Genomic DNA, 23,644 nt, shown 5'->3' with positions numbered 1-23,644 from the left:
CACTATACGGTTCCGTCCCGGCGGTTACCCTGCACGCCATGACCGCCGGCCCCGCCCCCGACCCCGCGCCCAACCCCGCGCCCAACCCCGCGCCCCCTGCCGCTTCCCCGGCCGCGACGGCGGCCGAGGGACTGCGCTTCGCCTTCGGCACGCTGACGGTGCTGCGGGTCCACGTCGGCCGCTGGGACCGCCCGGCGGCCCGCGCCGGGATGCTGTGGGCGCCTCCGGTCGGGCTGGTCGTGGGGCTGTGCGCGGCGGCGGCCGGCGGACTGCTGCTGCTCCTCGGCTCGGGGCCGCTGCCCGCCGCGGTCGCGAGCGCCGCCGTTCCGGCCGCACTGACGCGCGGGCTGCACCTGGACGGGCTGGCCGACACCGCGGACGGACTGGGCAGCGGAAAGCCCGCCGAGGACGCGCTGCGCATCATGAAGCAGTCCGACATCGGGCCCTTCGGGGTGCTCACCCTGGTCCTCGTCCTGCTGGCGCAGGTCGCCGTGCTCGCCGAGCTGTACGGCGAGTCCTGGACCCGGGGCGCGGTGGCCGCCGCCCTGGCGGGGCTCACCTCGCGCGCCGCGATGACGCTGGCCTGCCGCGACGGTGTGCCGCCGGCCCGGCCCGGGGGGCTCGGCGCGACCGTGGCGGGCGTCGTCCCCGTCCGTACCGCCCGGGCGCTCGCCGCGCTGACGGTGGCGGTCTGCGCGGCCTGCGGGGCCGCCTTCGGCGCGCCGGACGCGGTGCGCTGCGCGGCGGCGGCGGTGCTGGCGCTGGCCGCGGCGGAACTGCTGCTCCGGCGGTGCCGCCGGCGCCTGGGCGGCGTCACCGGTGACGTCTTCGGCGCGTTGTGCGAGACCGCGGCGACGACCTCGCTGCTGGTGCTGACCCTGGGCTGAGCGCCGCGCGACGACCGCGCCGCGGCGTCGGCGGATGCCACAACTCCCGCCGGGCGAAGGGGTGTCGGGCACCCTCGGGGGGTGCCGCGCGGACGCGCCCTCCTAGGGAAAACCCGCGCCTTCGCGGTCATGGGCCCAGGTCGTGGTCGCAAGTGACAGGAGTGAGCGTAAGGTCGGTCCTGCACCCCCGTTCCGTGCCGCGAAGGACGCCCGGCATCGGGACACGAGGGGAGCCGGACGGAGTCCGGCGTCAAGTATTGGACCCCCGAAGGAACAGGATCCGCATCACCGTGACTGCACTGACTCTCAGCACCTCCTCCGCGGCAGCGCTGCGCGCTGACGCCGTCGTCGTCGGCGTGACCAAGGGCGCCAAGGGCCCCGAGGTCGCCGCCGGGGCGGAGGCGGTGGACCAGGCCTTCGCCGGGCGGCTCGCCGCGACGCTCGAGACGCTGGGCGCCTCGGGCGCTGAGGGTGAGGTGACCAAGCTCCCCGCTCCGGACGGCCTGAAGTCCCCGGTCGTGCTGGCGGTCGGGCTCGGCGAGGCCCCCGCCGACGGCGCCGCGTACGACACCGAGGCGCTGCGCAAGGCCGCCGGTGCCGCCGCCCGCGCGCTGTCCGGGTCGAAGAAGGCCGCCTACGCGCTCCCGGTGCAGAACGCGGACGCCGCGCAGGCCGTCGCCGAGGGCGCGCTGCTCGGCGCCTACGTGTACACCGCCTACCAGTCCTCCAACGGCAAGGCGCCGCTCGCCGAGGTCGCCCTGCTCGGCGCGAAGCCGCGGGACAAGGCGTACAAGGCCGCCGCCGAGCGGGCCGCCGTCATCGCGGCCGAGGTCAACCGCGCGCGTGACCTGATCAACATGCCGCCGAACGACCTCCACCCGAAGTCCTTCGCCGCCCTCGCGCAGGAGGCCGCCAAGGAGCACGGCCTCAAGATCGAGGTCCTGGACGAGAAGGCCCTGGTCAAGGGCGGCTACGGCGGCATCATGGGCGTCGGCCAGGGCTCGGCGAACCCGCCCCGCCTGGTGAAGATCGCCTACACGGGCGCCAAGGGCCGGAGCGCCAAGCACCTGGCGCTGGTCGGCAAGGGCATCACCTACGACTCGGGCGGCATCTCCCTGAAGCCGGCCGGCCACAACGAGACCATGAAGTGCGACATGAGCGGCGCCGCCGCCGTGCTGTCCACCGTGGTCGCCGCCGCGCGCCTGGGCCTGCCCGTCAACGTCACCGGCTGGCTGGCGCTCGCCGAGAACATGCCCTCGGGCAGCGCCGCCCGCCCCGGCGACGTGCTGAAGATGTACAGCGGCAAGACCGTCGAGGTGCTCAACACCGACGCCGAGGGCCGTCTGGTGATGGCCGACGCCCTCACCCGCGCCTCGGAGGAGAAGCCCGACGCGATCATCGACGTGGCCACCCTGACCGGCGCCATGGTGCTGGCGCTCGGCAACCGCATGTTCGGCGTCATGGCCAACGACGACGCCTTCCGCACCGCGCTGCACGAGACCGCGACCGAGGTCGGCGAGCAGTCCTGGCCGATGCCGCTCCCGGCCGACCTGCGCAAGGCGATGGACTCCCCCACCGCCGACATCGCGAACATGGGCGAGCGCATGGGCGGCGGCCTGGCGGCCGGCCTGTTCCTGAAGGAGTTCGTCGGCGAGGGCATCACCTGGGCCCACCTGGACATCGCGGGCCCCGCCTTCAACGAGTCCGGCCCCTTCGGCTACACCCCCAAGGGCGGCACCGGCTCCGCCATCCGCACCCTGGTGCGCGTGGCCGAGAAGGCCGGCGAGGGCGAGCTGCTCTGACCGCGGTGTAAGCCTCGGCACATTCCGTACGGCCCCGGGTATGGCATCCGGGGCCGTACGCGTTCGCCAAGAGCGAGCAAAGAGTGCAACCACTCCGTATTCCGTGGGGGATACCGGCGAGTAGCACCAGCCGGGGACGTTCCGTACGTCTCAGACACCGGCCCGGTGCCTCGTCCGCCCCGAACAAGTGCGAAGATGTTGTCTCGGCACGACAGGGCCCCGTTTAACAGAAGCGGCCGAACAAAAGCCGCCGCCCGGTCACGACGGACCGGCTCCGGCGTATCCATGCATGGAGGACGTGACGTGGCGAACGACGCCAGCACCGTTTTCGACCTAGTGATCCTCGGTGGCGGTAGCGGCGGCTACGCCGCGGCCCTGCGCGCGGCGCAGCTCGGTCTGGACGTCGCCCTGATCGAGAAGGACAAGCTCGGCGGCACCTGCCTGCACCGCGGCTGCATCCCCACAAAGGCTCTGCTGCACGCCGGTGAGATCGCGGACCAGGCCCGCGAGGCCGAGCAGTTCGGTGTCAAGGCCACTTTCGAGGGCATCGACATCGCCGGGGTCCACAAGTACAAGGACGACGTGATCTCGGGCCTCTACAAGGGCCTGCAGGGCCTGGTGGCCTCCCGCAAGGTCACCTACGTGACCGGCGAGGGCCGGCTCTCCTCCCCGACCTCCGTGGACGTCAACGGCCAGCGCTACACCGGCCGGCACGTCCTGCTGGCGACCGGCTCCGTGCCGAAGTCGCTGCCGGGCCTGGCCATCGACGGCGACCGCATCATCTCCTCCGACCACGCGCTGGTCCTGGACCGCGTGCCGAAGTCGGCGATCATCCTCGGCGGCGGTGTCATCGGCGTCGAGTTCGCCTCGGCGTGGAAGTCCTTCGGCGCCGACATCACCATCGTCGAGGGCCTGCCGCACCTCGTGCCGGCCGAGGACGAGAACAGCTCCAAGCTGCTGGAGCGTGCCTTCCGCAAGCGGGGCATCAAGTTCAACCTCGGCACCTTCTTCTCCAAGGCCGAGTACACCGCCGACGGCGTCAAGGTCACCCTGGCCGACGGCAAGGAGTTCGAGGCCGAGGTCCTGCTCGTGGCCGTCGGCCGCGGTCCGGTCTCCCAGGGCCTGGGCTACGAGGAGGCCGGGGTCGCCATGGACCGCGGCTACGTCCTCGCCGACGAGTACATGCGCACCAACGTGCCCACCATCTCCGCTGTCGGTGACCTCGTCCCGACCCTGCAGCTGGCCCACGTCGGCTTCGCCGAGGGCATCCTCGTCGCGGAGCGGCTGGCCGGTCTGAAGACCGTGCCGATCGACTACGACGGCGTGCCGCGCGTCACGTACTGCCACCCCGAGGTCGCCTCCGTGGGCATCTCCGAGGCCAAGGCCAAGGAGCTGTACGGCGCGGACAAGGTCGTCACCCTGAAGTACAACCTGGCGGGCAACGGCAAGAGCAAGATCCTCAAGACCGCGGGCGAGATCAAGCTCGTCCAGGTCCGCGACGGTGCGGTGGTCGGCGTCCACATGGTCGGTGACCGCATGGGCGAGCAGGTCGGCGAGGCCCAGCTGGTCTACAACTGGGAGGCCCTGCCCGCGGAGGTCGCGCAGCTCATCCACGCGCACCCCACGCAGAGCGAGGCCCTCGGCGAGGCCCACCTCGCGCTGGCCGGCAAGCCGCTGCACTCGCACGACTGACACACGGACACGCAGAACCATCCGCACAGATCGTTAGGAGCAACCGAAACCATGGCGGTTTCCGTAACCCTGCCGGCGCTCGGCGAGAGCGTGTCCGAGGGCACCGTCACCCGCTGGCTCAAGGCCGAAGGTGAGCGCGTAGAGGCCGACGAGCCGCTGCTCGAGGTGTCGACCGACAAGGTCGACACCGAGATCCCGGCGCCCGCCTCCGGCATCCTCTCCTCCATCAAGGTGGCCGAGGACGAGACGGTGGAGGTCGGCGCCGAGCTGGCCGTCATCGACGACGGCACGGGTGCCCCCGCTGCCGCCCCCGCCCCGGCCGCCGCCGAGGCGCCCGCGCCGGCTCCGGTGCAGGAGGCCCCCGCCCCCGCGCCGGCTCCCGTCGCCGCTCCCGCCCCGGCCGCGGCTCCGGCCGGCGGTTCCGAGGGCACCCCGGTGCTGCTGCCCGCACTGGGCGAGTCGGTGACCGAGGGCACCGTCACCCGCTGGCTGAAGTCGGTCGGCGAGAGCGTCGACGCCGACGAGCCGCTGCTCGAGGTCTCCACCGACAAGGTCGACACCGAGATCCCGTCGCCGGTCGCCGGCACCCTGCTGGAGATCCTCGTCGGTGAGGACGAGACCGCCGAGGTCGGCGCCAAGCTCGCCGTCATCGGTGCCGCCGGTGCCGCTCCCGCCGCCGCCCCGGCCCCGGCCGCCCCCGCGCCGGCCGCCGCTCCGGCCCCGGCTCCGGCGCCCGCCCCGGTCGCTCCCCCGGCTCCGGCTCCGGTTCCGGCCGCCGCTCCGGCTCCGGCTCCGGCGCCCGCCCCGGCCGCCGCTCCGGCTCCGGCTCCGGTCACCCCTGCCCCGGCTGCCGCGGCCGCCCCCTCGGCGACGGCGCCCACCGACGAGGGCGCGTACGTGACCCCGCTGGTGCGCAAGCTCGCCGCCGAGAACGGCGTGGACCTGGCCTCGGTCAAGGGCACCGGTGTCGGTGGCCGCATCCGCAAGCAGGACGTCCTGGCCGCCGCCGAGGCCGCCAAGGCCGCCGCTGTCGCTCCGACCGCCCCGGCCCCGTCCGCGGGCGTCACGGTGCCGGCCGCCGCCGCCGCGCTGCGCGGTCAGACGGTCAAGATGACCCGCATCCGCAAGGTCATCGCCGAGAACATGATGAAGGCCCTGCACAACCAGGCGCAGCTGTCGACCGTGGTCGAGGTGGACGTCACCAGGATCATGCGGCTGCGGGCCCGGGCCAAGGAGTCCTTCCTGGCCCGCGAGGGCGTCAAGCTCTCGCCGATGCCGTTCTTCGTGAAGGCCGCCGCCGAGGCGCTGAAGGCCCACCCGGTCATCAACGCCAAGATCAACGACGACGGCACCGTCACCTACCACGACGTCGAGAACGTCGGCATCGCGGTGGACTCGGAGCAGGGCCTGATGGTCCCGGTCATCAAGGGCGCCGGCGACCTGAGCCTGGCCGGCATCGCCAAGAAGACCGCCGAGCTGGCCGGCAAGGTCCGCAACAAGAAGATCAGCCCGGACGACCTTTCCGGCGGCACCTTCACGATCAGCAACACCGGTTCGCGCGGTGCGCTGTTCGACACGATCATCGTGAACTACCCGCAGGTCGCCGAGCTCGGCATCGGCGCCACCGTGCGCCGCCCGATGGTCGTCAACCACCCGGACCTGGGTGAGACCATCGCGATCCGCGACGTGGCGTACCTGACCCTGTCGTACGACCACCAGCTGGTCGACGGCGCGGACGCCGCCCGCTACCTGAACGACGTCAAGGCCCGTCTCGAGGCCGGCGAGTTCGAGGGCGACCTCGGTCTGTAACCGACCGGAGTCCCCGCGGGACCGTACGACGGCCGAGGCCCCAGCCCCTTCCCGGGCTGGGGCCTCGGCCGTTGTGCCCTCGACGGGGGATCACCGCCGGATTGAACGGCCCCGGCCCGGCGGACGTACTGGAGGGGGCAGGGCCGGGGAGCCGGACGCCGGTGAACCCGCCCCGCGGTGACGGCCGATCGCCGTCACCGGCTCCCGCCGGGGCGCCACCGTCCCCACCGGCCCGGCCGCCCTGGCGGGTTGCGCGCTGCGGAGTCCTTCCCCCGCGCTGACGCGCACGCAGCGGGCTCCGGCGGGGCCGGTCCGGACCTCCCGGACCGGCCCCGTCCCGTCGCCCGGGGCGACCGCATAGCCTCGGGGGCATGCGTGCGGCACGACTGATCCACCTCGTCCTCCTGCTCCAGTCCCGCGAGTCGATGACGGCGACCGAACTCGCCACGGCCCTGGAGGTGTCCGAACGCACCGTCGGCCGGGACGTCCTGGCCCTGTCCGAGGCGGGGGTGCCGGTCTACGCCGAGCGGGGGCGCGCCGGCGGGTACCGCCTGGTCGACGGCTACCGCACCCGGCTGACCGGGCTGGCCCGCGCGGAGGCGGAGGCGCTCTTCCTGTCCGGGGTGCCCGCCGCGCTGCGGGCCATGGGCTTGCACGACGCGGGTTCCTCGGCCCGTCTGAAGGTCTCCGCCGCCCTGCTGCCCGAACTGCGGGACGCACCGCGCTCGGCGGCGCAGCGCTTCCACCTGGACGCGCCCGGCTGGTGGCAGGAACCGCAGACGCCGCGGCTGCTGCCGTCGCTCGCCGCGGCCGTGTGGGGGGACCGGCGGCTGCGGGCCCGGTACCGGCGGGGCGAGGCGGAGGTGGAGCGCGAACTGGACCCGTACGGCCTCGTGCTCAAGGGGGGTGTCTGGTACGCGGTGGCGCGCTGCGGCGCGGACGTCCGGGTCTACCGGGTGGACCGGTTCACCTCGGCGGAGCCCACGGAGGATCGTTTCGGCAGAGACCCGGACTTCGATCTGCCCGCGTTCTGGGAGGCCCGCGCCGCCGAGTTCGCCCGCTCGATGCTCCGGGACGAGGTCGTCCTCCGGCTCACGCCCGACGGCGCCCGCCGCCTGCCGTACGTCACCGACCGCACCGCCGCCCGTGAGGCCCTCGCGGCCGCCGCACCCCCGGACGCGCGGGGGCGGGTGACCGTCACCCTCGCCGTCGAGGGCCAGGACGTCGCCTACGAACAGCTCCTGTCCCTCGGCCCCGACGCCGAGGTGCTCGGCCCGGACGCCCTGCGCGAGCGGCTGGCCGGCGCGGTCCGCGCCATGGCCGCCCTCTACTCCTGAGGGGCGCGTCTGCCGTGTTCCGCGTGCGTGGGAGGGCCGCAGCCAGGATGCTGGAGCGGTGATGGACGAGACGGAGTTCTGGGAGATCGTCGACAGCACGCGTGAGGCAGCGGGGGGCGACCCGGAGGAGCACGCCGACCTCCTGGTGGAACGACTCACCCAGCTCGACCCGGAGTCCGTCGTCGACTTCGCCCGGCACTTCGAGAGCCGTTTCAACCGGGCCTACCGCTGGGACGTGTGGGGCGCCGCCGACCTGATGCTGGGGGGCGCCGGTGACGACGCGTTCGACTTCTTCCGCTGCTGGCTCATCGGCCAGGGCCGGCACGTCTTCGAGGGGGCCGTCCACGACCCCGACAGCCTCGCGCAGCTGACCGGCGCCTTCGACCCGGAGGTCGACGGCGACGCCGAGGACCTCGGTTACGCGGCGGACGAGGCGTACGAGCAGCTCACCGGGGTCCGGCTGCCGGACCTGGACCTGCCGGCGCAGCCCGCCGAGCCGGAGGGCGTCTACATCGACTTCGAGAACGCGGCCGCGGTGGCGGAGCGGTTCCCCCGGCTCTGGGAGCGCTTCGGCTGAGCCGTACCGCCGGGCCCCGCCGCCCGCACCGGGTGACCCGTCAGACCCGGCGCCCCATGCACACGTCGTCCACGTAGACACCGTCCAGCAGGAACTCCCCGGGCAGCACGCCCTCCACGGTGAAGCCGGCCGCCTCGTACAGCCGCCGGGCCGGGGTGTTGTGGCCCAGCACCCGCAGCGTGACGCGCACCGCGCCCTGCCGGCGGGCCTCCACCACGGCCGCCAGGACGAGTTCCAGCCCCACCCCGCGGCCCCGCGCCCAGGTGTCGACCGCCAGGCCATGGATCTGGCGCACATGGGCGTTGGAGGCCAGCGGCGTCGGCGGCACCAGCCCGACGAAACCGGCGAGCCGCCCGTCGGTCTCCGCCACCAGGAAGGCGTCCGGGCCGAAGCGCTCGCCGAAGAAGTCCTCGTTCTCCTCCCGCGGTGCCCGCACCGCATGCAGGGTCGACCACGTCGCCCGCTCCAGACGCACGAGTGCGGGGTCGTCGGAGAGCAGGGCCGGTCGCACACGGATGTCGGACATGCGGGTCACCTTCCCACACCAGGAGGGCCGTTCCGCGCGACGATGTCCCCATGCGCATCGCCATCACCGGCTCGTCCGGCCTCATCGGCTCCGCCCTGGTCCGCTCCCTACGCTCCGACCGGCACGATGTCGTACGCCTCGTCAGGCGCGAGCCCTCCGGGCCGGACGAGGCACGCTGGGACCCGCAGGCAGGCACCGTCGACACCGCGCGGCTCGCGGGCGTGGAGGCCGTCGTCAACCTCGCCGGCGCCGGGGTCGGCGACCACCGCTGGACGGACGACTACAAGCGGACCATCCGCGACAGCCGTGTGCGGGGCACGGCGACCCTCGCGCGGGCCCTCGCCTCCCTGGACACCCCGCCGCGGGTGCTCGTCAGCGGTTCCGGCATCACGGCGTACGGCGACACGGGCGACCGCAAGGTCGACGAGAGCGCACCGCTGGGCACCGGCTTCCTGCCCTCCGTCTGCCGCGACTGGGAGGCCGCCGCCGACCCGGCCCGCGAGGCGGGCGTCCGCACCGCGTTCGCCCGCACCGGACTGGTCGTCTCCGGCAGCGGCGGGGCGTGGGGCCGGCTCTTCCCGCTCTTCAAGGCGGGCCTGGGGGGCCGGCTCGGCGACGGACGCCAGTACTGGAGCTTCATCTCCCTGCACGACCACATCGCGGCACTGCGCCACATCATCGCCACCGACTCCGTCTCCGGGCCGGTCAACCTGTGCGCGCCCGAGCCGCTGACCAACGCCGAGGTGACCCGGGCGATGGGACGGGTGCTGCGCCGGCCCACGGTGTTCGCCGTCCCCGGGCCCGTACTGCGCTCCGTCGTCGGTGAGTTCGCCACCGAGATCCTCGGCAGTACCCGCGCGGTGCCGCGGGTGCTGCTGGACTCCGGATTCACCTACGCCCACCCCGGGATCGAGGATGCGATCCGCGCCGCACTGGCCGAAGAAAGGCACTGAATGCCACCCACAGCCGTTTTCCGGCATCAGTTGGCGCGTGAGTGGGCATGACGGTTCCAGCACCAGCTGACGCGAGCGGGGAAACGTGCCGACCTCGGGGAGGGGCATCGTGCTCTCTACAGCACGCTCTACGGGTTCACATACGGACGTGTGCGTGATCGGGGCCGGCCTCGCCGGTCTCTCCGCGGCGCGTCACCTCACCAGTGCGGGGCTCACCGTCACCGTGCTGGAGGCCGAGGACCGGGTCGGTGGCCGCATGGCCACCGAGAAGGTCGACGGCTTCCTTCTCGACCGGGGGCCACAACTGCTCAACACCTCCTATCCGGAGCTGCGCCGCACCCCGGAACTGGAGGGGCTGCAGCTGCGGCCGCTCTCGCCCGGCGTCCTGGTGCGCTCCGCGGGCCGCGGCTACCGCGTCGGCGACCCGCGTGCCGCGCTCGCCGCGGCCCGCGCGCCCATCGGCTCGCCCCTGGACAAGGCCCGGCTGCGGACGGCGCTCAACCGCCTCGCCGACGCGCCCGCCGAACGCCTTCTGGAGCGCCCCGAGACCACGGCCGCGGCCGCCCTCGCCTCGCGCGGCTTCGCGCCGCGCACGGTCGACGGGTACCTGCGGCCGCTGCTGTCCGCGCTGCTCTGCGACCCGGACCTCACGACCTCCAGCCGGGTCGCCGACCTGGTCCTGCGCGGGTTCGCCCTCGGCCGTACGTGCCTGCCGGCGGGCGGCGCGGCCACGGTGCCGCAGGCGCTGGCCGCCGCGCTGCCGCCCGGTACGGTCCGCACCGGGGTGCGGGCGGTCGCCGCGGCCACGAACGGCGTCCGCACCGCGGGCGGGGACGAGATCCCCTGCCGGGCCGTGGTCGTCGCCACCGGGGCCCGCGCGGCGGCCGGTCTGCTGCCCGGGCTGCGGGTCCCCGCCTTCCACGGCGTCACCGTCCTGCACCACGCCTCGTCGGCCGCCCCGCTGAAGCAGCCCGCGCTCGTACTCGACGCGGACCGGCGCGGCCCCGTCTCCCACACGTTTCCGGCCAGCCTCGTCGACCCCTCCCGCGCCCCCGTGGGCCGCGCCCTCGTCACCTCCGTCCTGCTGGGCCCCGCGGCCGCCCCCGCGCCGGACGACATCGCCGTCCGGGCCCACCTCGCGGAGCTCTACGGCACGCCCACCGCCGGATGGGAACTGCTCGCCGTCCACCACGACGCCGAGGCGCTCCCAGCGATGACGGCCCCGCACGACCTGCGCCGCCCGGTGCGGATACTGCAGGGCCTCTACGTCTGCGGCGACCACCGCGACACCAGCACGGTCCAGGGCGCGCTCCTCTCCGGGCGCCGGGCCGCCCAGCACCTGCTGCGCGACGTCGGCCTCCGCCAGGGCCCCGACACGCAGCCGCTCGCGGCGTAGGGGCCCTTCGCCGGGTCTCCCGCCCGAAGGGCGCGAGACGAACCCGCACCCACTCACGAGCACAGCCACCCCATCGGCATCCCAGGCACCCCCGCACCCCCGTCCCGGCGCCCGGAGGAGGCCTCACCCCACGGGAACCCCCAGGGCCGTCGCGCGGTCGTGGAAGGCGCGGACGGGGGCGGCGTCGCGGTGGGTGTCGAGGCGGCGGCTGAAGTCGCGGACGTACTCGACGGCGCGCACCGACCGCATCTCGACGGCGGCCTGCATGGCCTCCGCGCCGAGGGCGCAGGCGGCGTCGACCTCGCCGAGGCCGAGCCGCGCGGTGGCCAGCACCGTGCGGCAGAAGACGCGGCTGCGGGCGTACGCGTGGCCGCGCAGGTGCAGCGAGCGCTCCGCGTGCTGCGAGGCCGCGCGGTACTGGCCGAGGTCGCGGTGGCAGTGGCCGAACTCGTCCGCGAGCTGGGCCTCGTCGAAGAAGCGCGCCCAGGACGGGACGTCGTCGCCGTTCCTGACCGCCTCCAGGGCGCGTTCGGCCCGCACCAGTGCCGCTGTGCAGGCGCGGACCTCGCCGAGCAGCCCGTGACCGCGTGCCTCGGCCGCGTGGAAGAGCGCCTGCACGACCGGGGGGGCTCCGCTGCCGACCCCCTGCTGGGCGACCCGCGCCAGCTGGACGGCCTCACGGCCGTGCCCGAGGTAGACCGCCTGGCGGCTCATCGTGACGAGGACGTACCCCCCGTAGACGCGGTCCCCGGCGGCCTGCGCGAGCCGCAGGGCCTGCACGAAGTACCGCTGGGCGAGCCCGTGGGCGCCGATGTCGTAGGAGGTCCACCCCGCGAGCCGGGTGAGGTCGGCCACGGCGGCGAAGAGACGGCGGCCCATCGTCTCTCCGTAGCTGCCGCGCAGCATGGGTTCGGCCTCGTGCTCCAGGTAGCGGACGAGGGCCTGCCGCGCGTGGCCGCCGCCGTAGGCGTTGTCGAGGGTGCGGAAGAGCTCGCCGACGGAGCGCAGGGCGGCGATGTCCCCCATGCCGACCCGCTGGCCGGTGCCGCCGAAGACCGCGGGCGCGGCCACCGCGACCGGTGCGTGCGCGCCGCGTAAGCCGCCGCCGGCCCGTTGCGCCGGCAGCCGCGCCGACCCGGGTCCGGCGCCGTGCCCCGGACCGCCCGCGCCCGCCGGGGCGGCGCCCGGCTCGGGGCCGCGCCCCACCCGGTCGTCGGCGCGGCCGATCAGCCAGTCGCGGCTGGGGACCACGAGCCCGGCGGGGGTGAACGCGATCTTGCGGAGGTCGGCCTGGTTGCCGGTGTCCTTCCGCCACAGCCCGGAGATGATCTCGACGGCCTCCTCCGGGGAGGAGGCGTACTCCAGCCCCGCGTAGACGGGTGCGACGGCGTCGAGGCCGAGGTCGTGGGCGGACAGCCGGCGCCCGAGCCGCCGGGTGAAGACCTCGGCGATGAGCGCGGGCGTCGTGCCCCGGGGCTGCTGGCCGCGCAGCCACCGGGTGACGGAGGTCTTGTCGTACCGCAGGTCCAGACCGTGCTCGATGCCGAGCTGGTCCACCCGGCGGGCGAGCCCGGCGTTGGAGAACCCGGCCTCGGCGATCAGGGCGGCCAGTTGACGGTTCGGGGGGCGCTGCGAGGAACGGTCGGACATCTGTGGTGCGGTCCCCTGCCTTCCGGGCGTGCGGGCGTGCGAGGTTGCGGGTGTTCGGGCGTGTGCGGCGTCGCGGGCGTCCGGGGCGGTGTCCACCGTCCGCGGCCCGCCGGGGCATCCGCAGAACGGCGCGAATGTAACGTTCTGTATCGACTCACTCACGACCCGAGCGCCTCCCATTCGCCGTATCGGGTGAATCTGCACCCACATATCGGCAGAACGCTTCCTTTGCCCTTTGCCGGGTGCTAAGCCCTCGGCCCCGTGCAGGACACCACCCCACCGGACGTACAGTTGCTGAGGCGCTCCTGACGCGTGGAGGGGCGCCGCAAAGGACCACAAAGGGAGCGGCCGTGAGTGACCTGCGCTTCGTCCACCTGGGCTTCGGCGAGGACGCGGTGGAGTACCGGGAGGCGTGGGAGGAGCAGCGCCGGGTGCACGCGGCGCGCTTCGCCGACGAGATCCCTGACACGTGCCTGCTGCTGGAGCACCCGCCCGTCTACACCGCGGGCCGCCGCACCGAGGACAGCGAGCGCCCGCTGGACGGCACCCCCGTGGTGGACGTCGACCGGGGCGGCAAGATCACCTGGCACGGGCCTGGCCAGCTGGTCGGCTACCCGATCCTGAAGCTGCCGCGCCCGGTGGACGTCGTCGCGCACGTGCGCCGGCTGGAGGAGGCGCTGATCGACGCGTGCGCCGAGTTCGGCCTGGAGACCACCCGGGTGGAGGGCCGCAGCGGCGTGTGGGTGCTGGGCGACCCCGTCGAGGACCGTCCGCCGGTCATCCCGGGGCTGACCCTGGACTTCGATCCGCGGCTGCAGGACGAGGAGTTCGACCCCCGCCTGTCGGGCCCGGAGTACGCCCCCTCCAACGCCGGCCAGCGCCGCGAGGACCGCAAGCTCGCCGCGATCGGCATCCGCGTCGCGAAGGGCGTGACGATGCACGGCTTCGCGCTGAACTGCAACCCCGACAACACCTGGTTCGACCGGATCGTGCCCTGCGGCATCCGGGACGCCGGCGTGGCCTCGCTCAGCAACGAACTCGGCCGCGAGGTCACCGTCTCCGAGGTCCTCCCGGTGGTGGAGAAGCACCTGCGGCGGGTCCTGGAGTCGGCGGAGCCGCTCCCCCGGGTCGTCCCGGAATCCACAGGCGTACGCTGATGTTCACCAACGAAACGAAGCCTCGAGAGGGAGTCGGACGTGTCCGCTGTAGCGCCTGAAGGCCGCAAGATGCTGCGTCTGGAGGTCCGCAACAGCCAGACCCCCATCGAGCGCAAGCCCGAGTGGATCAAGACCCGGGCCAAGATGGGTCCCGAGTACACCGAGCTGCACAGCCTGGTGAAGCGCGAGGGTCTGCACACGGTGTGCCAGGAGGCGGGCTGCCCCAACATCTTCGAGTGCTGGGAGGACCGCGAGGCCACCTTCCTCATCGGCGGCGACCAGTGCACCCGGCGCTGCGACTTCTGCCAGATCGACACCGGCAAGCCGCAGGCCCTCGACCGTGACGAGCCGCGCCGCGTCGGCGAGTCCGTCGTCACCATGGACCTGAACTACGCCACCATCACCGGCGTCGCCCGCGACGACCTGGAGGACGGCGGCGCCTGGCTGTACGCCGAGACGGTGCGCCAGATCCACTCCATGACCGCCGACCGCGCCGCCGGCCGCACCAAGGTCGAGCTGCTGATCCCGGACTTCAACGCGGTCCCCGAGCAGCTCGCCGAGGTCTTCGGCGCCCGTCCCGAGGTGCTCGCCCACAACGTGGAGACGGTGCCGCGGATCTTCAAGCGCATCCGTCCCGGCTTCCGCTACGAGCGCTCGCTGGAGGTCATCACCAAGGCGCGCGAGGCGGGCCTGGTGACCAAGTCCAACCTCATCCTCGGCATGGGCGAGGAGCGCGAGGAGGTCAGCCAGGCGCTGCAGGACCTGCACGACGCGGGCTGCGAGCTGATCACCATCACCCAGTACCTGCGCCCGAGCCTGCGGCACCACCCGGTGGAGCGCTGGGTGAAGCCCCACGAGTTCGTGGAGCTGAAGGAGGAGGCCGAGGAGATCGGCTTCGCCGGTGTCATGTCGGGCCCGCTCGTGCGGTCCTCGTACCGGGCCGGCCGGCTCTTCCAGCAGGCCGTCGAGCGCCGCGGCGAGCGCGGCGAGGTCGTCGCCGTACAGGCCGTCTGATCACACTGCGGTGACCTGCGCGTCACCGCAGGAACGTGCGGTTCGTCACGTCAGGGGTCCCCGCGGGGACCCCTGACGCGTCCCTGACGTGCGGCACCTCCGCGGGGAACGGCGCGAAGGCACCGCCGGGGTTTCACGACGGTTTGACCGACCGGTCACGGACTGGTAACACAATGTGGTGACTCTGGATAAGCGGACCATCCCACCGCGTCTGAGCCGTCCTGAGGGGGACACCACCATGCAGGCCGCACACCTCCACCGCCAGAGCACCATCCCCGGTGCCGCCGCCGGCGCGCTGCGCGCCGTGGAGTACCTCCTGTTCCGCGGCGCCGAGGAGACGGCGCGCCGCAACGCCTGGTCCGCCGTCCTGGAGGACCGCAAGCGCGCCAAGGACCGCCGTGACGCCCAGCACGTGATGGACGCCCTGGTCTCCTCTCGGGCCTCGCACGGCGACGCCCTCTAGGCCGTGGCGGGGCCGCCGGAAAAGGCGGACCCCCTCCGGTGGGGCCGGGGCCGCGCGGGCCACGTATCCTGTGCGGCATGGCGAGGGATACATCCGAGAGCAACCCTGGGCGCCTGAAGCAGATCGCCCAGACCTACAAGATGACCAGGCGGGTCGACTCCAAGGTCGGTCTCGTCCTTGCGGCTGTGGGAATCGTCACCTTCGGTGTCATCCTCGCCCTCGGCTTCTTGATCGGTCACCCCATCTACGCGGGCATCCTGGGCTTCCTTCTGGCCCTGCTGGCGATGGCGATCATCTTCGGGCGGCGTGCCGAGAAGGCGGCGTTCGGCCAGCTGGACGGGCAGCCCGGCGCCGCGGCCGCGGTGCTGGACAACGTCGGCCGCGGCTGGTCGGTGACGCCCGCGGTGGCGATGACCCGCAGCCAGGACGTCGTGCACCGCGCGGTCGGCAAGGCCGGCATCGTCCTGGTCGGCGAGGGCAACCCGAACCGGCTGAAGGGCCTGCTGGCCTCCGAGAAGAAGAAGATGGCGCGCATCGTCGTGGACGTCCCGGTCACCGACCTCATCGTGGGCAACGGCGAGGGGCAGGTGCCGCTGAAGAAGATCCGCACCACCCTGCTGAAGCTGCCGCGCGTGCTGCCAGGCCCCAAGGTCACCGAGGTCAACGACCGGCTCCGGGCGCTCGGCGACCTGATGAGCAACATGCCGGTGCCGAAGGGGCCGCTCCCCAAGGGCATGCGGATGCCGAAGGGCCGCTGATCGCATACGAAACGGAACGCGAAGTGCCCCGGACGAATCGACTCGTCCGGGGCACTTCGCGTCGTGCGCTCCGCGGTCACATCCGGATCTGGACCGCCTTCACGGCCCGGTCGTGCATGCCGCGGGTGTCGCGGTCCCAGACCACCGCCGGGACGACCAGCAGGAGCAGCAGCGTCCGCAGCACCGCCGCGCCGAGCCCGAGCGGCCCGCCGTCCTCCTTGACCACGCGCAACCGCAGCAGGCGCTTGCCCGGGGTGGTGCCGACGGTGCCCAGCAGCAGCACGCTCATGAGGCCGAAGACCACCGTGGTCCACGGATTGGCCGCGGCCGCGTCACGGTGCGCGATCAGCCCGTACGCGATCAGCGCGCACAGGCCCCAGTCGATGAAGAGGGCCGCGATGCGCCGCCCGACCGGGGCGATCGAGCCGGGGCCGTCCTCAGGCAGCCCGAGGCGCTGCCCGCGGTAGCCGAAGTCGACACCCATCCGCTCCGCCGCGGCCTTCGGGCCCTCGATCCACGATCCGATGACATCCCTGTTGTCCACGGCTCCACGGTAACCCCCCGCCCCGGGGCGCCCGCGTCCGACCCGGCACCCGTGGGGCGGCTCGGTTAACCTGCAAGAAACAAATGGGTCACGAGAGGGAAATGCCCGATCTCTATGGTCGGCACCAACGTGCGCCACCGCACTGGTCGCACCCATGAGCTGCAATCCGGCCTCCCGGGCCGGGCCAAGGAGGAGTTGGATGTCGTTCCAAAACGCCGACGAGGTGAAGAAGTTCATCTCGGACAACGACGTCAAGTTCGTGGACGTCCGGTTCTGCGACCTGCCCGGTGTGATGCAGCACTTCACGGTCCCGGTCGAGTCTTTCGACCCCGACGAGCAGCTGATGTTCGACGGGTCCTCGATCCGCGGCTTCCAGGCCATCCACGAGTCCGACATGGCTCTGGTGCCGGACCTCTCCACGGCCAAGCTGGACCCGTTCCGCCGGGACTCCACGCTCAACGTCAACTTCTTCATCCACGACCCGATCACCGGCGAGCAGTACAGCCGTGACCCGCGGAACGTGGCGAAGAAGGCCGAGGCCTACCTCGCCTCCTCCGGCATCGCCGACACCGCGTACTTCGGCCCCGAGGCCGAGTTCTACGTCTTCGACAGCGCCCGCTTCGAGACCAGCGCGAACCAGTCCTTCTACCACATCGACTCCGAGGCCGGTGCCTGGAACAGCGGTGCGGAGCAGGACAACCGCGGTTACAAGGTCAAGTACAAGGGCGGCTACTTCCCGGTCCCGCCGGTCGACCACTTCGCCGACCTGCGCGCCGAGATCACCCTCGAGCTGATGAAGTCCGGCCTCCAGGTCGAGCGCCAGCACCACGAGGTGGGCACCGCCGGCCAGGCCGAGATCAACTACAAGTTCAACACGCTGCTCGCCGCGGCCGACGACCTGATGCTCTTCAAGTACATCGTGAAGAACGTCGCCTGGCGTGCCGGCAAGACCGCGACCTTCATGCCCAAGCCGATCTTCGGTGACAACGGCTCCGGCATGCACGTCCACCAGTCGCTGTGGACCAACGGCGCCCCGCTGTTCTACGACGAGCAGGGCTACGCGGGCCTGTCGGACACCGCCCGCTACTACATCGGCGGCATCCTCAAGCACGCCCCGGCGCTGCTGGCCTTCACCAACCCCACGGTGAACTCGTACCACCGCCTGGTCCCCGGCTTCGAGGCCCCGGTCAACCTGGTCTACTCGCAGCGCAACCGCTCCGCGGCCATCCGCATCCCGATCACGGGTGCGAACCCCAAGGCCAAGCGCATCGAGTTCCGCGCCCCGGACTCCTCCGGCAACCCGTACCTGGCCTTCTCGGCGCTGCTGCTCGCGGGCCTCGACGGCATCAAGAACAAGATCGAGCCGGCCGAGCCCGTCGACAAGGACCTCTACGAGCTCGCCCCCGAGGAGCACGCGGGCGTCCCGCAGGTCCCGACCTCGCTGTCGGCGGTCCTGGAGTCGCTCGAGGACGACCACGAGTTCCTCCTCCAGGGCGGGGTCTTCACCTCCGACCTGATCGAGACCTGGATCGACTACAAGCGGGTCAACGAGATCGCCCCGATCGCACTGCGGCCGCACCCGCACGAGTTCGAGCTGTACTTCGACATCTAGGAAGTCCGCAGGGTCGGGCCATGATTCCCTGACCTGGGCCGTCCATGGGCCGTGGGCCGTGCCTCCCTCATCGGGAGTCACGGCCCACGGCTCGTTGGTGGGGCGCTTTCACGGAGCAGCGGAAGGTGCCTCTCCCCCGCCCCCGAACGCGGCGTCGATGGCCCGACGGGCACGCTCTTGGCTGTTCGGCATCAGGTGCGTGTAGGTCTCAGGGTGAACCCCGGGTCGGCGTGGCCGAGGTAGTCAGCCAGAGCCTTGACGTTCTCGCCGGCGTCCAGGAGCACTGAGGTCCAGAGACTGCCCGAGTCGCCAGCAGCTTACGGGCCCCGATCTCTCGCCCCACGGCAGCTCCAGCCCAAAGCCGCTCCCGCCGACGTACGCAGTAGGGTGCTGGCCTCATAGGGGGTGGGATGGCTTCTCTCACGATCACTTGGACACTGCGCCATCACGGCTGGGCCTTCGTCACGGTCGCTGACGAACACGGCGAGTCTGAGGTGCTCGCCTCGTACGTCACGGATGCGCCCGAGCAGTTCCTGTACGCGATCGCCAGGCTTGCAGGTGGCGATGACGACACACGAGCTGAGTTCGAGGGGGAACCTCAGGTCTACCGGTGGTTCTTCCACCGCGACGGGTCCGACGTCGACATCCGACTGGTCGAGGCAAAAGACCTTCGAGCGCCCGACAGCTCAGGGACCGTTCTATGGTCGGGGCGCCACGACGCCAGGGCGCTGGCACGGGCGGCTGTGCGGGCCTTCGACCGGGTCGCTCATGAGCTGGGCGAAGAGGGCTACGCATCCCAATGGGGCCGCCCGTTCCCTCGAACGGAGCTCGAAGCTCTACGGAACGGGATGCGCACGCCTGGCAGTCCCATGAGACCTCAGCCACCGCAACGCCCATAGTCCACGTCGAGCGGCGCGTGCCACAGCCGCGCCAGGTGAGGCGGTGCCGAACGGGGAGCCACGGGGAACAGCGGTGACGGGGTCGCTTTGCCGCAGGTCAGCACCGCCCAGGTGAGGCAGGGGCCGCAGCCTCAGTCTTCCCAACTGGGGCCGTAGCTACTTCTGCAACTCGCCGATTGATGCCACGAAAGCGACAACTTGAATCGCCGTTTCCTTGTCCATCTGGCAGATGGCCAGGCCGAGCGCTCGTTCGCCGCGATCCCAGAAGTTGCCGCTGATCGCTCCTTGCTCTAGCAACAGCTCGGTGAAAGGCGACGTCTCACCCCCTGCGAGCCGATTCGTGATGTCGACCGGGCACGGGTCACCCCAGACGACTGCGGCGGCAATCTCGTAGTTGCGGTACACCGACGCCAGGTGCTCTCCGGCCGCCGCGGCGGCTGAACCATCATGGTCATCCCAGAACTCATCGGACTCGGCGAGCACGATCGCATGGCCGCTCTCGTTACTGGTAACGGTCAGATCACCGTGTCCCCATTCGGTCCAAGACCTCGGAAAAGCCCGGGTCTCGAACTCGGCATAGAGCGCTTGAAGATCCACATACGGCATGCCCAGAGGCTACATCTTGTTCGTCCAGGGGCGGCGGTCGGACAAGATGGGGCCGTGCCGGGTGCCGTGCCGAGGAGGGGTCCACTATGCCGTCCACCGAACTGGAGCACACCTTCCGGGTCGCCGCGCCCCCGGATGAGGTCTTCGCGCACCTGGCCGAGCCGACGCACTACATCGGCCTGTCGCCGCTCCTCGTCGCCGTCCGCGATGTGCACCGCAGTGGCGGGAGCGTGCGCTACACGGCCGTGGAGCGGTTCCGGTTCCTGGGGCTGCTGCGGCACGACAACGTCATCGACGTGACGCTTGTCGCCGTCCCGGACCGGCTGCCGCACTCCGCCGAGATCTCCGGCGAGGTCCGCAGCCCGGCCCGGGTCCGCATGGGCTACCGCTTCGCCATAGAGCGCGACGGCGCCGGCAGCCTGGTCACCGACACCCTGCGCCTGCGCACGCCGCCCGGCCTGCTGCGCTTCGCCGCCTCCCAGGCGGGGGCGGTCCAGCGGGCCAGGGCCCGGGTCCTCAGGGACCGGCTGGAGCGGCCCGTCTGAAGACGGGGGATCCTGTCAGGCGCGGCGGCCGACGCCGCCGTAGAAGCCGATCTCGCCGGAGCGCGGCGGGACGGGGGTGTCGGGGCGCCAGAAGGGGACCTGGACGAGGCCCGGTTCCTCCAGCTCGAAGCCGTCGAAGAGCCGCTCGACCTCGGAACGGGAGCGCAGGTTGAGGCTCGCGGTGGCGTTGTTGTAGACCGCCTGGGCGTCGCTGCGGTCGGCGAAGTCGCCGGTGGCGTGCGAGAGCACCACATAACTGCCGGCCGGGAGCGCGTCGCGCAGGGTGGCGACGACCTCCGCGGGCTTCTCCCCGTCGGTGAGGAAGTGGAGGACGGCGACGAGGAGCAGGGCGACCGGTTCGTCGAAGTCGATGACCTGCCGGACGTCGGGGTGGTCCAGGACGGCCCGGGGGTCGCGCAGGTCGGCGAGTACGACGCTGGTGGCGGCCGAGCGGCTGAGCAGGGCGTTGGCGTGGGTGTTCACGATCGGGTCGTTGTCGACGTACGCGATGCGGACTTCGGCCGACACCTCTTGGGCGATCTCGTGCACGTTGGGGGAGGTGGGCAGTCCGGTGCCGATGTCGAGGACCTGGCGGACGCCGCTGCCGACCACGTGCCGGACGGCGCGGCGCATGAAGGCCCGGTTGGCGCGGACGCCGATCCTCACCTCGGGCGCCGCGACGGCGAGTGCGTCGGCGGCCTTGCGGTCGACCTCGTAGTTGTCCTTGCCGCCCAGCAGGTAGTCGTAGATCCGCGCGGGGTGCGGCCTGCCGGTGTCGATCTCCTCGGCGCGGAAGCCGTTCTCCATCACGCTGCGCTCCTCTCGGCGGCCGGCCGGGCCCTGACCCGGCACCGCTGACGACAGCTTTCCACATCATCAACTTCTATGCCGACATAGATAGTTCCTGGTCACCGGGAGTTCGACACGGCGACCACCGGCGGCCGGCCCGCCCTCAGCGCAGCGCGCAGTCCCCGCACAGTCCGCCGCCGGGCACGCGGTAGTACAGGCAGCAACTGCGGCGGACGTAGGCGGGCGCGCCCGGCCCGGTGAGGCGCAGGCCGCCGGCGTCACGCAGCAGGGGGTCCGCCATCAGCTCCTCCGCCAGCGCGACGGCACGGGCGGCGGCGCCGGGCCGGGCGCCCTCCCCCAGGCACCAGGAGTGCAGCACCCGCAGGGTCCCGGCCAGGGCCGAGGCGGCGTTGCCCCACAGCAGCCCCGGCGCGACGCCCGACACCGCGTGCACGGACTCGCAGAGAGGCACCAGGTGGCCCAGGAGCACGTCCTCGCGCAGCCGGCCGGCGGGCACCCGCGGGGCGTCGTCCGGCAGCCACAGCTCGTCCGGGGCCGACCGGCCGGGGTGCCACCACAGGCGTCCGCCGGACAGGTCGGGCATGCGGTCGGTCAGCGCCGCCGGGCCGAGCGCGACGGACCACAGCCGCGCGGCCAGCCCCTGCTGGGCCAGCGAGGCGGCGACGCGCCGCTCCGGCGTGCCGAGCCGCCGCCCCACCTCCGCCACCCGTGCGGTCAGCGCGGGCGACGGCCGCCCGGCGTACACCTCCGCCAGCGGCACGAATCCCTCCGCCCGGGGCTCCCCCGGCCCGGTGCGCACGGCGAAGAACGGCCCCGGGCCGCCTCCGCCGGTCAGCGCGCCCACAGGCCCCTGACGTGTCCGAGATGACGGGTCATGACGGCCTGCACGGCCGCGCCGTCGCGGGCCAGGAGGACGTCCAGCAGTTCCAGGTGCTCCTCCGCCGAGGCCCGGAGCAGGCCGCGCTCGGCGAGGGCCGTGAGGCCGTACAGCCGGCTGCGCTTGCGCAGGTCGCCGACGACCTCGACCAGGTGCTCGTTGCCGGCGAGGGCGAGCAGCCCGAGGTGGAAGCGGCGGTCGGCCTCCACGTAGGCGATGAGGTCCCCGGCCGCGGCGGCGGTGACGATCTCCTCGGCGGCCGGGCGCAGCGCCTCCAGCGCCGTGGCGTCGGCGGTGGAGGCGAGGCCGGTGACGGTCGGGATCTCGATGAGGGAGCGGATGTGGGTGTACTCGTCGAGTTGCCGGTCGGAGACCGCGGTCACCCGGAAGCCCTTGTTGGGCACCGGGTCGAGCAGCCCCTCCTTGGCCAGGTCCAGCAGCGCCTCGCGGACGGGCGTGGCGGAGATGCCGAAGCGGCCCGCCAGCGCGGGCACGGAGTGCACCTCGCCGGGGCGCAGCTCCCCCGCGACCAGCGCCGCGCGCAGGGCGTCCGCGACGCGCTCGCGGTAACTGCCGGAGCGCTGCCCGCCGAGGGCGGGCAGGGCGGGCCCGTAGTGCGCTGCCATGCGGTGGCTCCTCCTCGGCGACGTGGCATGTATGCGACCAGTATCGGTGTCCGGGTCGCTAGAGGACGAATCCGGCGGGGAACGGGTCCGACGGGTCCAGCAGGTACTGGGCCGTGCCGGTGATCCAGGCGCGGCCGGTGACGGACGGCAGCACGCCGGGCAGGCCGGCCACTTCGGTGGTGCCGGTGAGCCGCCCGGTGAAGTGCGTGCCGATGAAGGACTCGTTCACGAAGTCCTGGTGCAGGGGCAGTTCGCCGCGGGCGTGCAGCTGCGCCATCCGCGCGCTCGTTCCGGTGCCGCAGGGCGAGCGGTCGAACCAGCCGGGGTGGATGGCCATGGCGTGCCGCGAACGGACCGCCGTGGAGCCGGGCGCCAGCAACTGGACGTGCTTGCACCCGCGGATGGTGGGGTCCTCCGGGTGGACGGGCGGCTCCTCGGCGTTGATCGCGTCCATCAGCGCGAGTCCGGCGGCGAGGATGTCGTCCTTGCGGGACCGGTCGAAGGGCAGGCCGAAGGAGTCCAGGGGCAGGATCGCGTAGAAGTTGCCGCCGTAGGCGAGGTCGTAGGTGACGGTGCGGCCGTCGGCGAGGACGGCCTTGCGGTCCAGGGCGACGCTGAACGAGGGGACGTTGCGCAGGGTCACGGCGGTCGCCGCGCCGTCGGTGACGGCCACCTCCGCGACGACCAGGCCGGCCGGGGTGTCGAGGCGGACCGTGGTGACGGGCTCGGTCACCGGCACCATGCCGGTCTCGACGAGGACGGTCGCCACGCCGATCGTGCCGTGCCCGCACATCGGCAGGTAGCCGGAGACCTCGATGTAGATCACGCCGTAGTCGGCGTCCGGGCGGGTGGGCGGCTGCAGGATCGCCCCGCTCATCGCGGCGTGGCCGCGGGGCTCGTCCATCAGCAGGTGCCGGATGTGGTCGAGATGGTCGCGGAAGTGGAGGCGGCGTTCGTTCATGGTGGCGCCGGGGACGGTGCCGATGCCGCCGGTGACGACGCGGGTGGGCATGCCCTCGGTGTGGGAGTCCACCGCGTGCAGGACGAGTTTGCTGCGCATGGGGGTGTGTCCTCCTCGTGGGTCGGGTGCCGGGGCCGCGGGCG

At 72.7% G+C, this 23,644-nt stretch carries 23 protein-coding genes and 1 pseudogene; 15 read left to right on the top strand and 9 right to left on the bottom strand.

Annotation, left to right across the window (positions count from 1 at the left end; all coding sequences use genetic code 11):
* Positions 1–38: 38 nt before the first annotated feature.
* The 6 genes from B085_RS0102670 to B085_RS0102645 all read left to right on the top strand — a co-directional run bounded on the left by B085_RS0102670 (position 39) and on the right by B085_RS0102645 (position 8,104).
* A complete protein-coding gene (locus B085_RS0102670; protein WP_018557010.1) occupies positions 39–887 on the top strand; it encodes an adenosylcobinamide-GDP ribazoletransferase in 849 nt (282 codons plus the stop codon).
* A gap of 290 nt (positions 888–1,177) precedes the next feature.
* Positions 1,178–2,689: a leucyl aminopeptidase gene (locus B085_RS0102665; RefSeq protein ID WP_018557009.1), complete on the top strand. Its 1,512-nt coding sequence runs from the start codon at positions 1,178–1,180 to the stop codon at positions 2,687–2,689.
* Positions 2,690–2,992: 303 nt separating this feature from the next.
* Entirely contained in the window at positions 2,993–4,381 is a 1,389-nt protein-coding gene (gene lpdA / locus B085_RS0102660; RefSeq protein ID WP_018557008.1) for a dihydrolipoyl dehydrogenase, read from the top strand.
* A gap of 51 nt (positions 4,382–4,432) precedes the next feature.
* Positions 4,433–6,190 carry a 2-oxoglutarate dehydrogenase, E2 component, dihydrolipoamide succinyltransferase gene (gene sucB / locus B085_RS0102655; protein ID WP_018557007.1) on the top strand — a complete coding sequence of 586 codons (1,758 nt, stop codon included), beginning with the start codon at positions 4,433–4,435 and terminating at the stop codon, positions 6,188–6,190.
* A gap of 371 nt (positions 6,191–6,561) precedes the next feature.
* Positions 6,562–7,527 carry a helix-turn-helix transcriptional regulator gene (locus B085_RS0102650; protein WP_018557006.1) on the top strand — a complete coding sequence of 322 codons (966 nt, stop codon included), beginning with the start codon at positions 6,562–6,564 and terminating at the stop codon, positions 7,525–7,527.
* A gap of 61 nt (positions 7,528–7,588) precedes the next feature.
* Entirely contained in the window at positions 7,589–8,104 is a 516-nt protein-coding gene (locus B085_RS0102645; RefSeq protein WP_018557005.1) for a DUF4240 domain-containing protein, read from the top strand.
* A gap of 40 nt (positions 8,105–8,144) precedes the next feature.
* On the opposite strand, the gene B085_RS0102640 is transcribed toward B085_RS0102645, so the two are convergent.
* The gene (locus tag B085_RS0102640; protein ID WP_018557004.1) at positions 8,145–8,630 is read right to left on the bottom strand and encodes a GNAT family N-acetyltransferase; all 486 of its coding nucleotides are present in this window, start codon (positions 8,628–8,630) and stop codon (positions 8,145–8,147) included.
* Positions 8,631–8,680: 50 nt separating this feature from the next.
* Between B085_RS0102640 and B085_RS0102635 the strand changes: the two genes are divergently transcribed.
* Positions 8,681–9,583: a TIGR01777 family oxidoreductase gene (locus tag B085_RS0102635; RefSeq protein ID WP_018557003.1), complete on the top strand. Its 903-nt coding sequence runs from the start codon at positions 8,681–8,683 to the stop codon at positions 9,581–9,583.
* A 154-nt stretch (positions 9,584–9,737) separates the two neighbouring features.
* The gene (locus B085_RS0102630; protein WP_018557002.1) at positions 9,738–10,979 is read left to right on the top strand and encodes an NAD(P)/FAD-dependent oxidoreductase; all 1,242 of its coding nucleotides are present in this window, start codon (positions 9,738–9,740) and stop codon (positions 10,977–10,979) included.
* A gap of 123 nt (positions 10,980–11,102) precedes the next feature.
* On the opposite strand, the gene B085_RS0102625 is transcribed toward B085_RS0102630, so the two are convergent.
* The gene (locus B085_RS0102625) at positions 11,103–12,629 is read right to left on the bottom strand and encodes a hypothetical protein (RefSeq protein WP_018557001.1); all 1,527 of its coding nucleotides are present in this window, start codon (positions 12,627–12,629) and stop codon (positions 11,103–11,105) included.
* 350 nt (positions 12,630–12,979) lie between these two features.
* On the opposite strand from B085_RS0102625, the gene lipB reads away from it, so the two are divergent.
* From lipB to B085_RS0102605, 4 genes are all read left to right on the top strand, one after another.
* Positions 12,980–13,786 carry a lipoyl(octanoyl) transferase LipB gene (lipB, locus tag B085_RS0102620; RefSeq protein ID WP_018557000.1) on the top strand — a complete coding sequence of 269 codons (807 nt, stop codon included), beginning with the start codon at positions 12,980–12,982 and terminating at the stop codon, positions 13,784–13,786.
* A 39-nt stretch (positions 13,787–13,825) separates the two neighbouring features.
* Positions 13,826–14,800 (top strand): lipoyl synthase, encoded by a 975-nt coding sequence (gene lipA, locus B085_RS0102615; RefSeq protein ID WP_026250608.1) that lies wholly within the window; start codon positions 13,826–13,828, stop codon positions 14,798–14,800.
* Between the two features lie 238 nt (positions 14,801–15,038).
* Positions 15,039–15,263, top strand: a complete 225-nt coding sequence (locus tag B085_RS0102610; RefSeq protein ID WP_018556998.1) for a hypothetical protein — start codon at positions 15,039–15,041, stop codon at positions 15,261–15,263.
* A gap of 77 nt (positions 15,264–15,340) precedes the next feature.
* Positions 15,341–16,021 carry a DUF4191 domain-containing protein gene (locus B085_RS0102605; protein WP_026250607.1) on the top strand — a complete coding sequence of 227 codons (681 nt, stop codon included), beginning with the start codon at positions 15,341–15,343 and terminating at the stop codon, positions 16,019–16,021.
* 76 nt (positions 16,022–16,097) lie between these two features.
* Here the strand turns inward: B085_RS0102605 and B085_RS0102600 are convergent, their stop codons facing one another.
* The gene (locus B085_RS0102600; protein ID WP_018556996.1) at positions 16,098–16,565 is read right to left on the bottom strand and encodes an RDD family protein; all 468 of its coding nucleotides are present in this window, start codon (positions 16,563–16,565) and stop codon (positions 16,098–16,100) included.
* Positions 16,566–16,764: 199 nt separating this feature from the next.
* Here B085_RS0102600 and glnA point away from each other — a divergent pair, with 199 nt between their 5' ends.
* Positions 16,765–18,177 (top strand): type I glutamate--ammonia ligase, encoded by a 1,413-nt coding sequence (gene glnA / locus B085_RS0102595; RefSeq protein ID WP_018556995.1) that lies wholly within the window; start codon positions 16,765–16,767, stop codon positions 18,175–18,177.
* A 108-nt stretch (positions 18,178–18,285) separates the two neighbouring features.
* Here the strand turns inward: glnA and B085_RS50390 are convergent.
* Positions 18,286–18,470 (bottom strand): annotated as a pseudogene (locus B085_RS50390) (site-specific integrase); the annotation flags it as partial.
* Between the two features lie 117 nt (positions 18,471–18,587).
* Here B085_RS50390 and B085_RS40985 point away from each other — a divergent pair.
* Positions 18,588–19,076, top strand: a complete 489-nt coding sequence (locus tag B085_RS40985) for a hypothetical protein (RefSeq protein WP_018556994.1) — start codon at positions 18,588–18,590, stop codon at positions 19,074–19,076.
* 156 nt (positions 19,077–19,232) lie between these two features.
* Here B085_RS40985 and B085_RS0102585 read toward each other — a convergent pair whose 3' ends face one another.
* Entirely contained in the window at positions 19,233–19,682 is a 450-nt protein-coding gene (locus B085_RS0102585; RefSeq protein WP_018556993.1) for a hypothetical protein, read from the bottom strand.
* A gap of 86 nt (positions 19,683–19,768) precedes the next feature.
* Between B085_RS0102585 and B085_RS0102580 the strand changes: the two genes are divergently transcribed.
* Positions 19,769–20,227, top strand: coding sequence for an SRPBCC family protein (locus tag B085_RS0102580; protein ID WP_018556992.1), 459 nt, complete (start codon positions 19,769–19,771; stop codon positions 20,225–20,227).
* A gap of 15 nt (positions 20,228–20,242) precedes the next feature.
* Here the strand turns inward: B085_RS0102580 and B085_RS0102575 are convergent, their stop codons facing one another.
* From B085_RS0102575 to B085_RS0102560, 4 genes are all read right to left on the bottom strand, one after another.
* Entirely contained in the window at positions 20,243–21,034 is a 792-nt protein-coding gene (locus tag B085_RS0102575) for an SAM-dependent methyltransferase (RefSeq protein WP_018556991.1), read from the bottom strand.
* A 145-nt stretch (positions 21,035–21,179) separates the two neighbouring features.
* The gene (locus B085_RS0102570) at positions 21,180–21,881 is read right to left on the bottom strand and encodes a (2Fe-2S)-binding protein (RefSeq protein WP_018556990.1); all 702 of its coding nucleotides are present in this window, start codon (positions 21,879–21,881) and stop codon (positions 21,180–21,182) included.
* Complete coding sequence (locus B085_RS0102565; RefSeq protein ID WP_018556989.1) at positions 21,869–22,540, bottom strand: GntR family transcriptional regulator; 672 nt, start codon at positions 22,538–22,540, stop codon at positions 21,869–21,871. Before B085_RS0102565 ends, B085_RS0102570 begins: the two co-directional genes overlap by 13 nt.
* A gap of 58 nt (positions 22,541–22,598) precedes the next feature.
* Entirely contained in the window at positions 22,599–23,600 is a 1,002-nt protein-coding gene (locus B085_RS0102560; protein ID WP_018556988.1) for a proline racemase family protein, read from the bottom strand.
* Positions 23,601–23,644 lie beyond the last annotated feature (44 nt).

This window comes from Streptomyces sp. BoleA5, from assembly GCF_000373665.1.
Taxonomy (GTDB): Bacteria; Actinomycetota; Actinomycetes; order Streptomycetales; family Streptomycetaceae; genus Actinacidiphila.
The sequence above is the reverse complement of the archived record's forward strand: the minus strand, read 5'-3'. Positions and strand labels throughout refer to the sequence as shown.

Coding starts and splice junctions, on each gene's coding strand:
- B085_RS0102670 (WP_018557010.1), top strand. CDS start 39: ATGACCGCCGGCCCCGCCCCCGACCCCGCGCCCAACCCCGCGCCCAAC.
- sucB (WP_018557007.1), top strand. CDS start 4,433: ATGGCGGTTTCCGTAACCCTGCCGGCGCTCGGCGAGAGCGTGTCCGAG.
- B085_RS0102650 (WP_018557006.1), top strand. CDS start 6,562: ATGCGTGCGGCACGACTGATCCACCTCGTCCTCCTGCTCCAGTCCCGC.
- B085_RS0102645 (WP_018557005.1), top strand. CDS start 7,589: ATGGACGAGACGGAGTTCTGGGAGATCGTCGACAGCACGCGTGAGGCA.
- B085_RS0102640 (WP_018557004.1), bottom strand. CDS start 8,630: ATGTCCGACATCCGTGTGCGACCGGCCCTGCTCTCCGACGACCCCGCA.
- B085_RS0102635 (WP_018557003.1), top strand. CDS start 8,681: ATGCGCATCGCCATCACCGGCTCGTCCGGCCTCATCGGCTCCGCCCTG.
- B085_RS0102625 (WP_018557001.1), bottom strand. CDS start 12,629: ATGTCCGACCGTTCCTCGCAGCGCCCCCCGAACCGTCAACTGGCCGCC.
- B085_RS0102610 (WP_018556998.1), top strand. CDS start 15,039: ATGCAGGCCGCACACCTCCACCGCCAGAGCACCATCCCCGGTGCCGCC.
- B085_RS0102605 (WP_026250607.1), top strand. CDS start 15,341: ATGGCGAGGGATACATCCGAGAGCAACCCTGGGCGCCTGAAGCAGATC.
- glnA (WP_018556995.1), top strand. CDS start 16,765: ATGTCGTTCCAAAACGCCGACGAGGTGAAGAAGTTCATCTCGGACAAC.
- B085_RS40985 (WP_018556994.1), top strand. CDS start 18,588: ATGGCTTCTCTCACGATCACTTGGACACTGCGCCATCACGGCTGGGCC.
- B085_RS0102585 (WP_018556993.1), bottom strand. CDS start 19,682: ATGCCGTATGTGGATCTTCAAGCGCTCTATGCCGAGTTCGAGACCCGG.
- B085_RS0102580 (WP_018556992.1), top strand. CDS start 19,769: ATGCCGTCCACCGAACTGGAGCACACCTTCCGGGTCGCCGCGCCCCCG.
- B085_RS0102575 (WP_018556991.1), bottom strand. CDS start 21,034: ATGGAGAACGGCTTCCGCGCCGAGGAGATCGACACCGGCAGGCCGCAC.
- B085_RS0102565 (WP_018556989.1), bottom strand. CDS start 22,540: ATGGCAGCGCACTACGGGCCCGCCCTGCCCGCCCTCGGCGGGCAGCGC.
- B085_RS0102560 (WP_018556988.1), bottom strand. CDS start 23,600: ATGCGCAGCAAACTCGTCCTGCACGCGGTGGACTCCCACACCGAGGGC.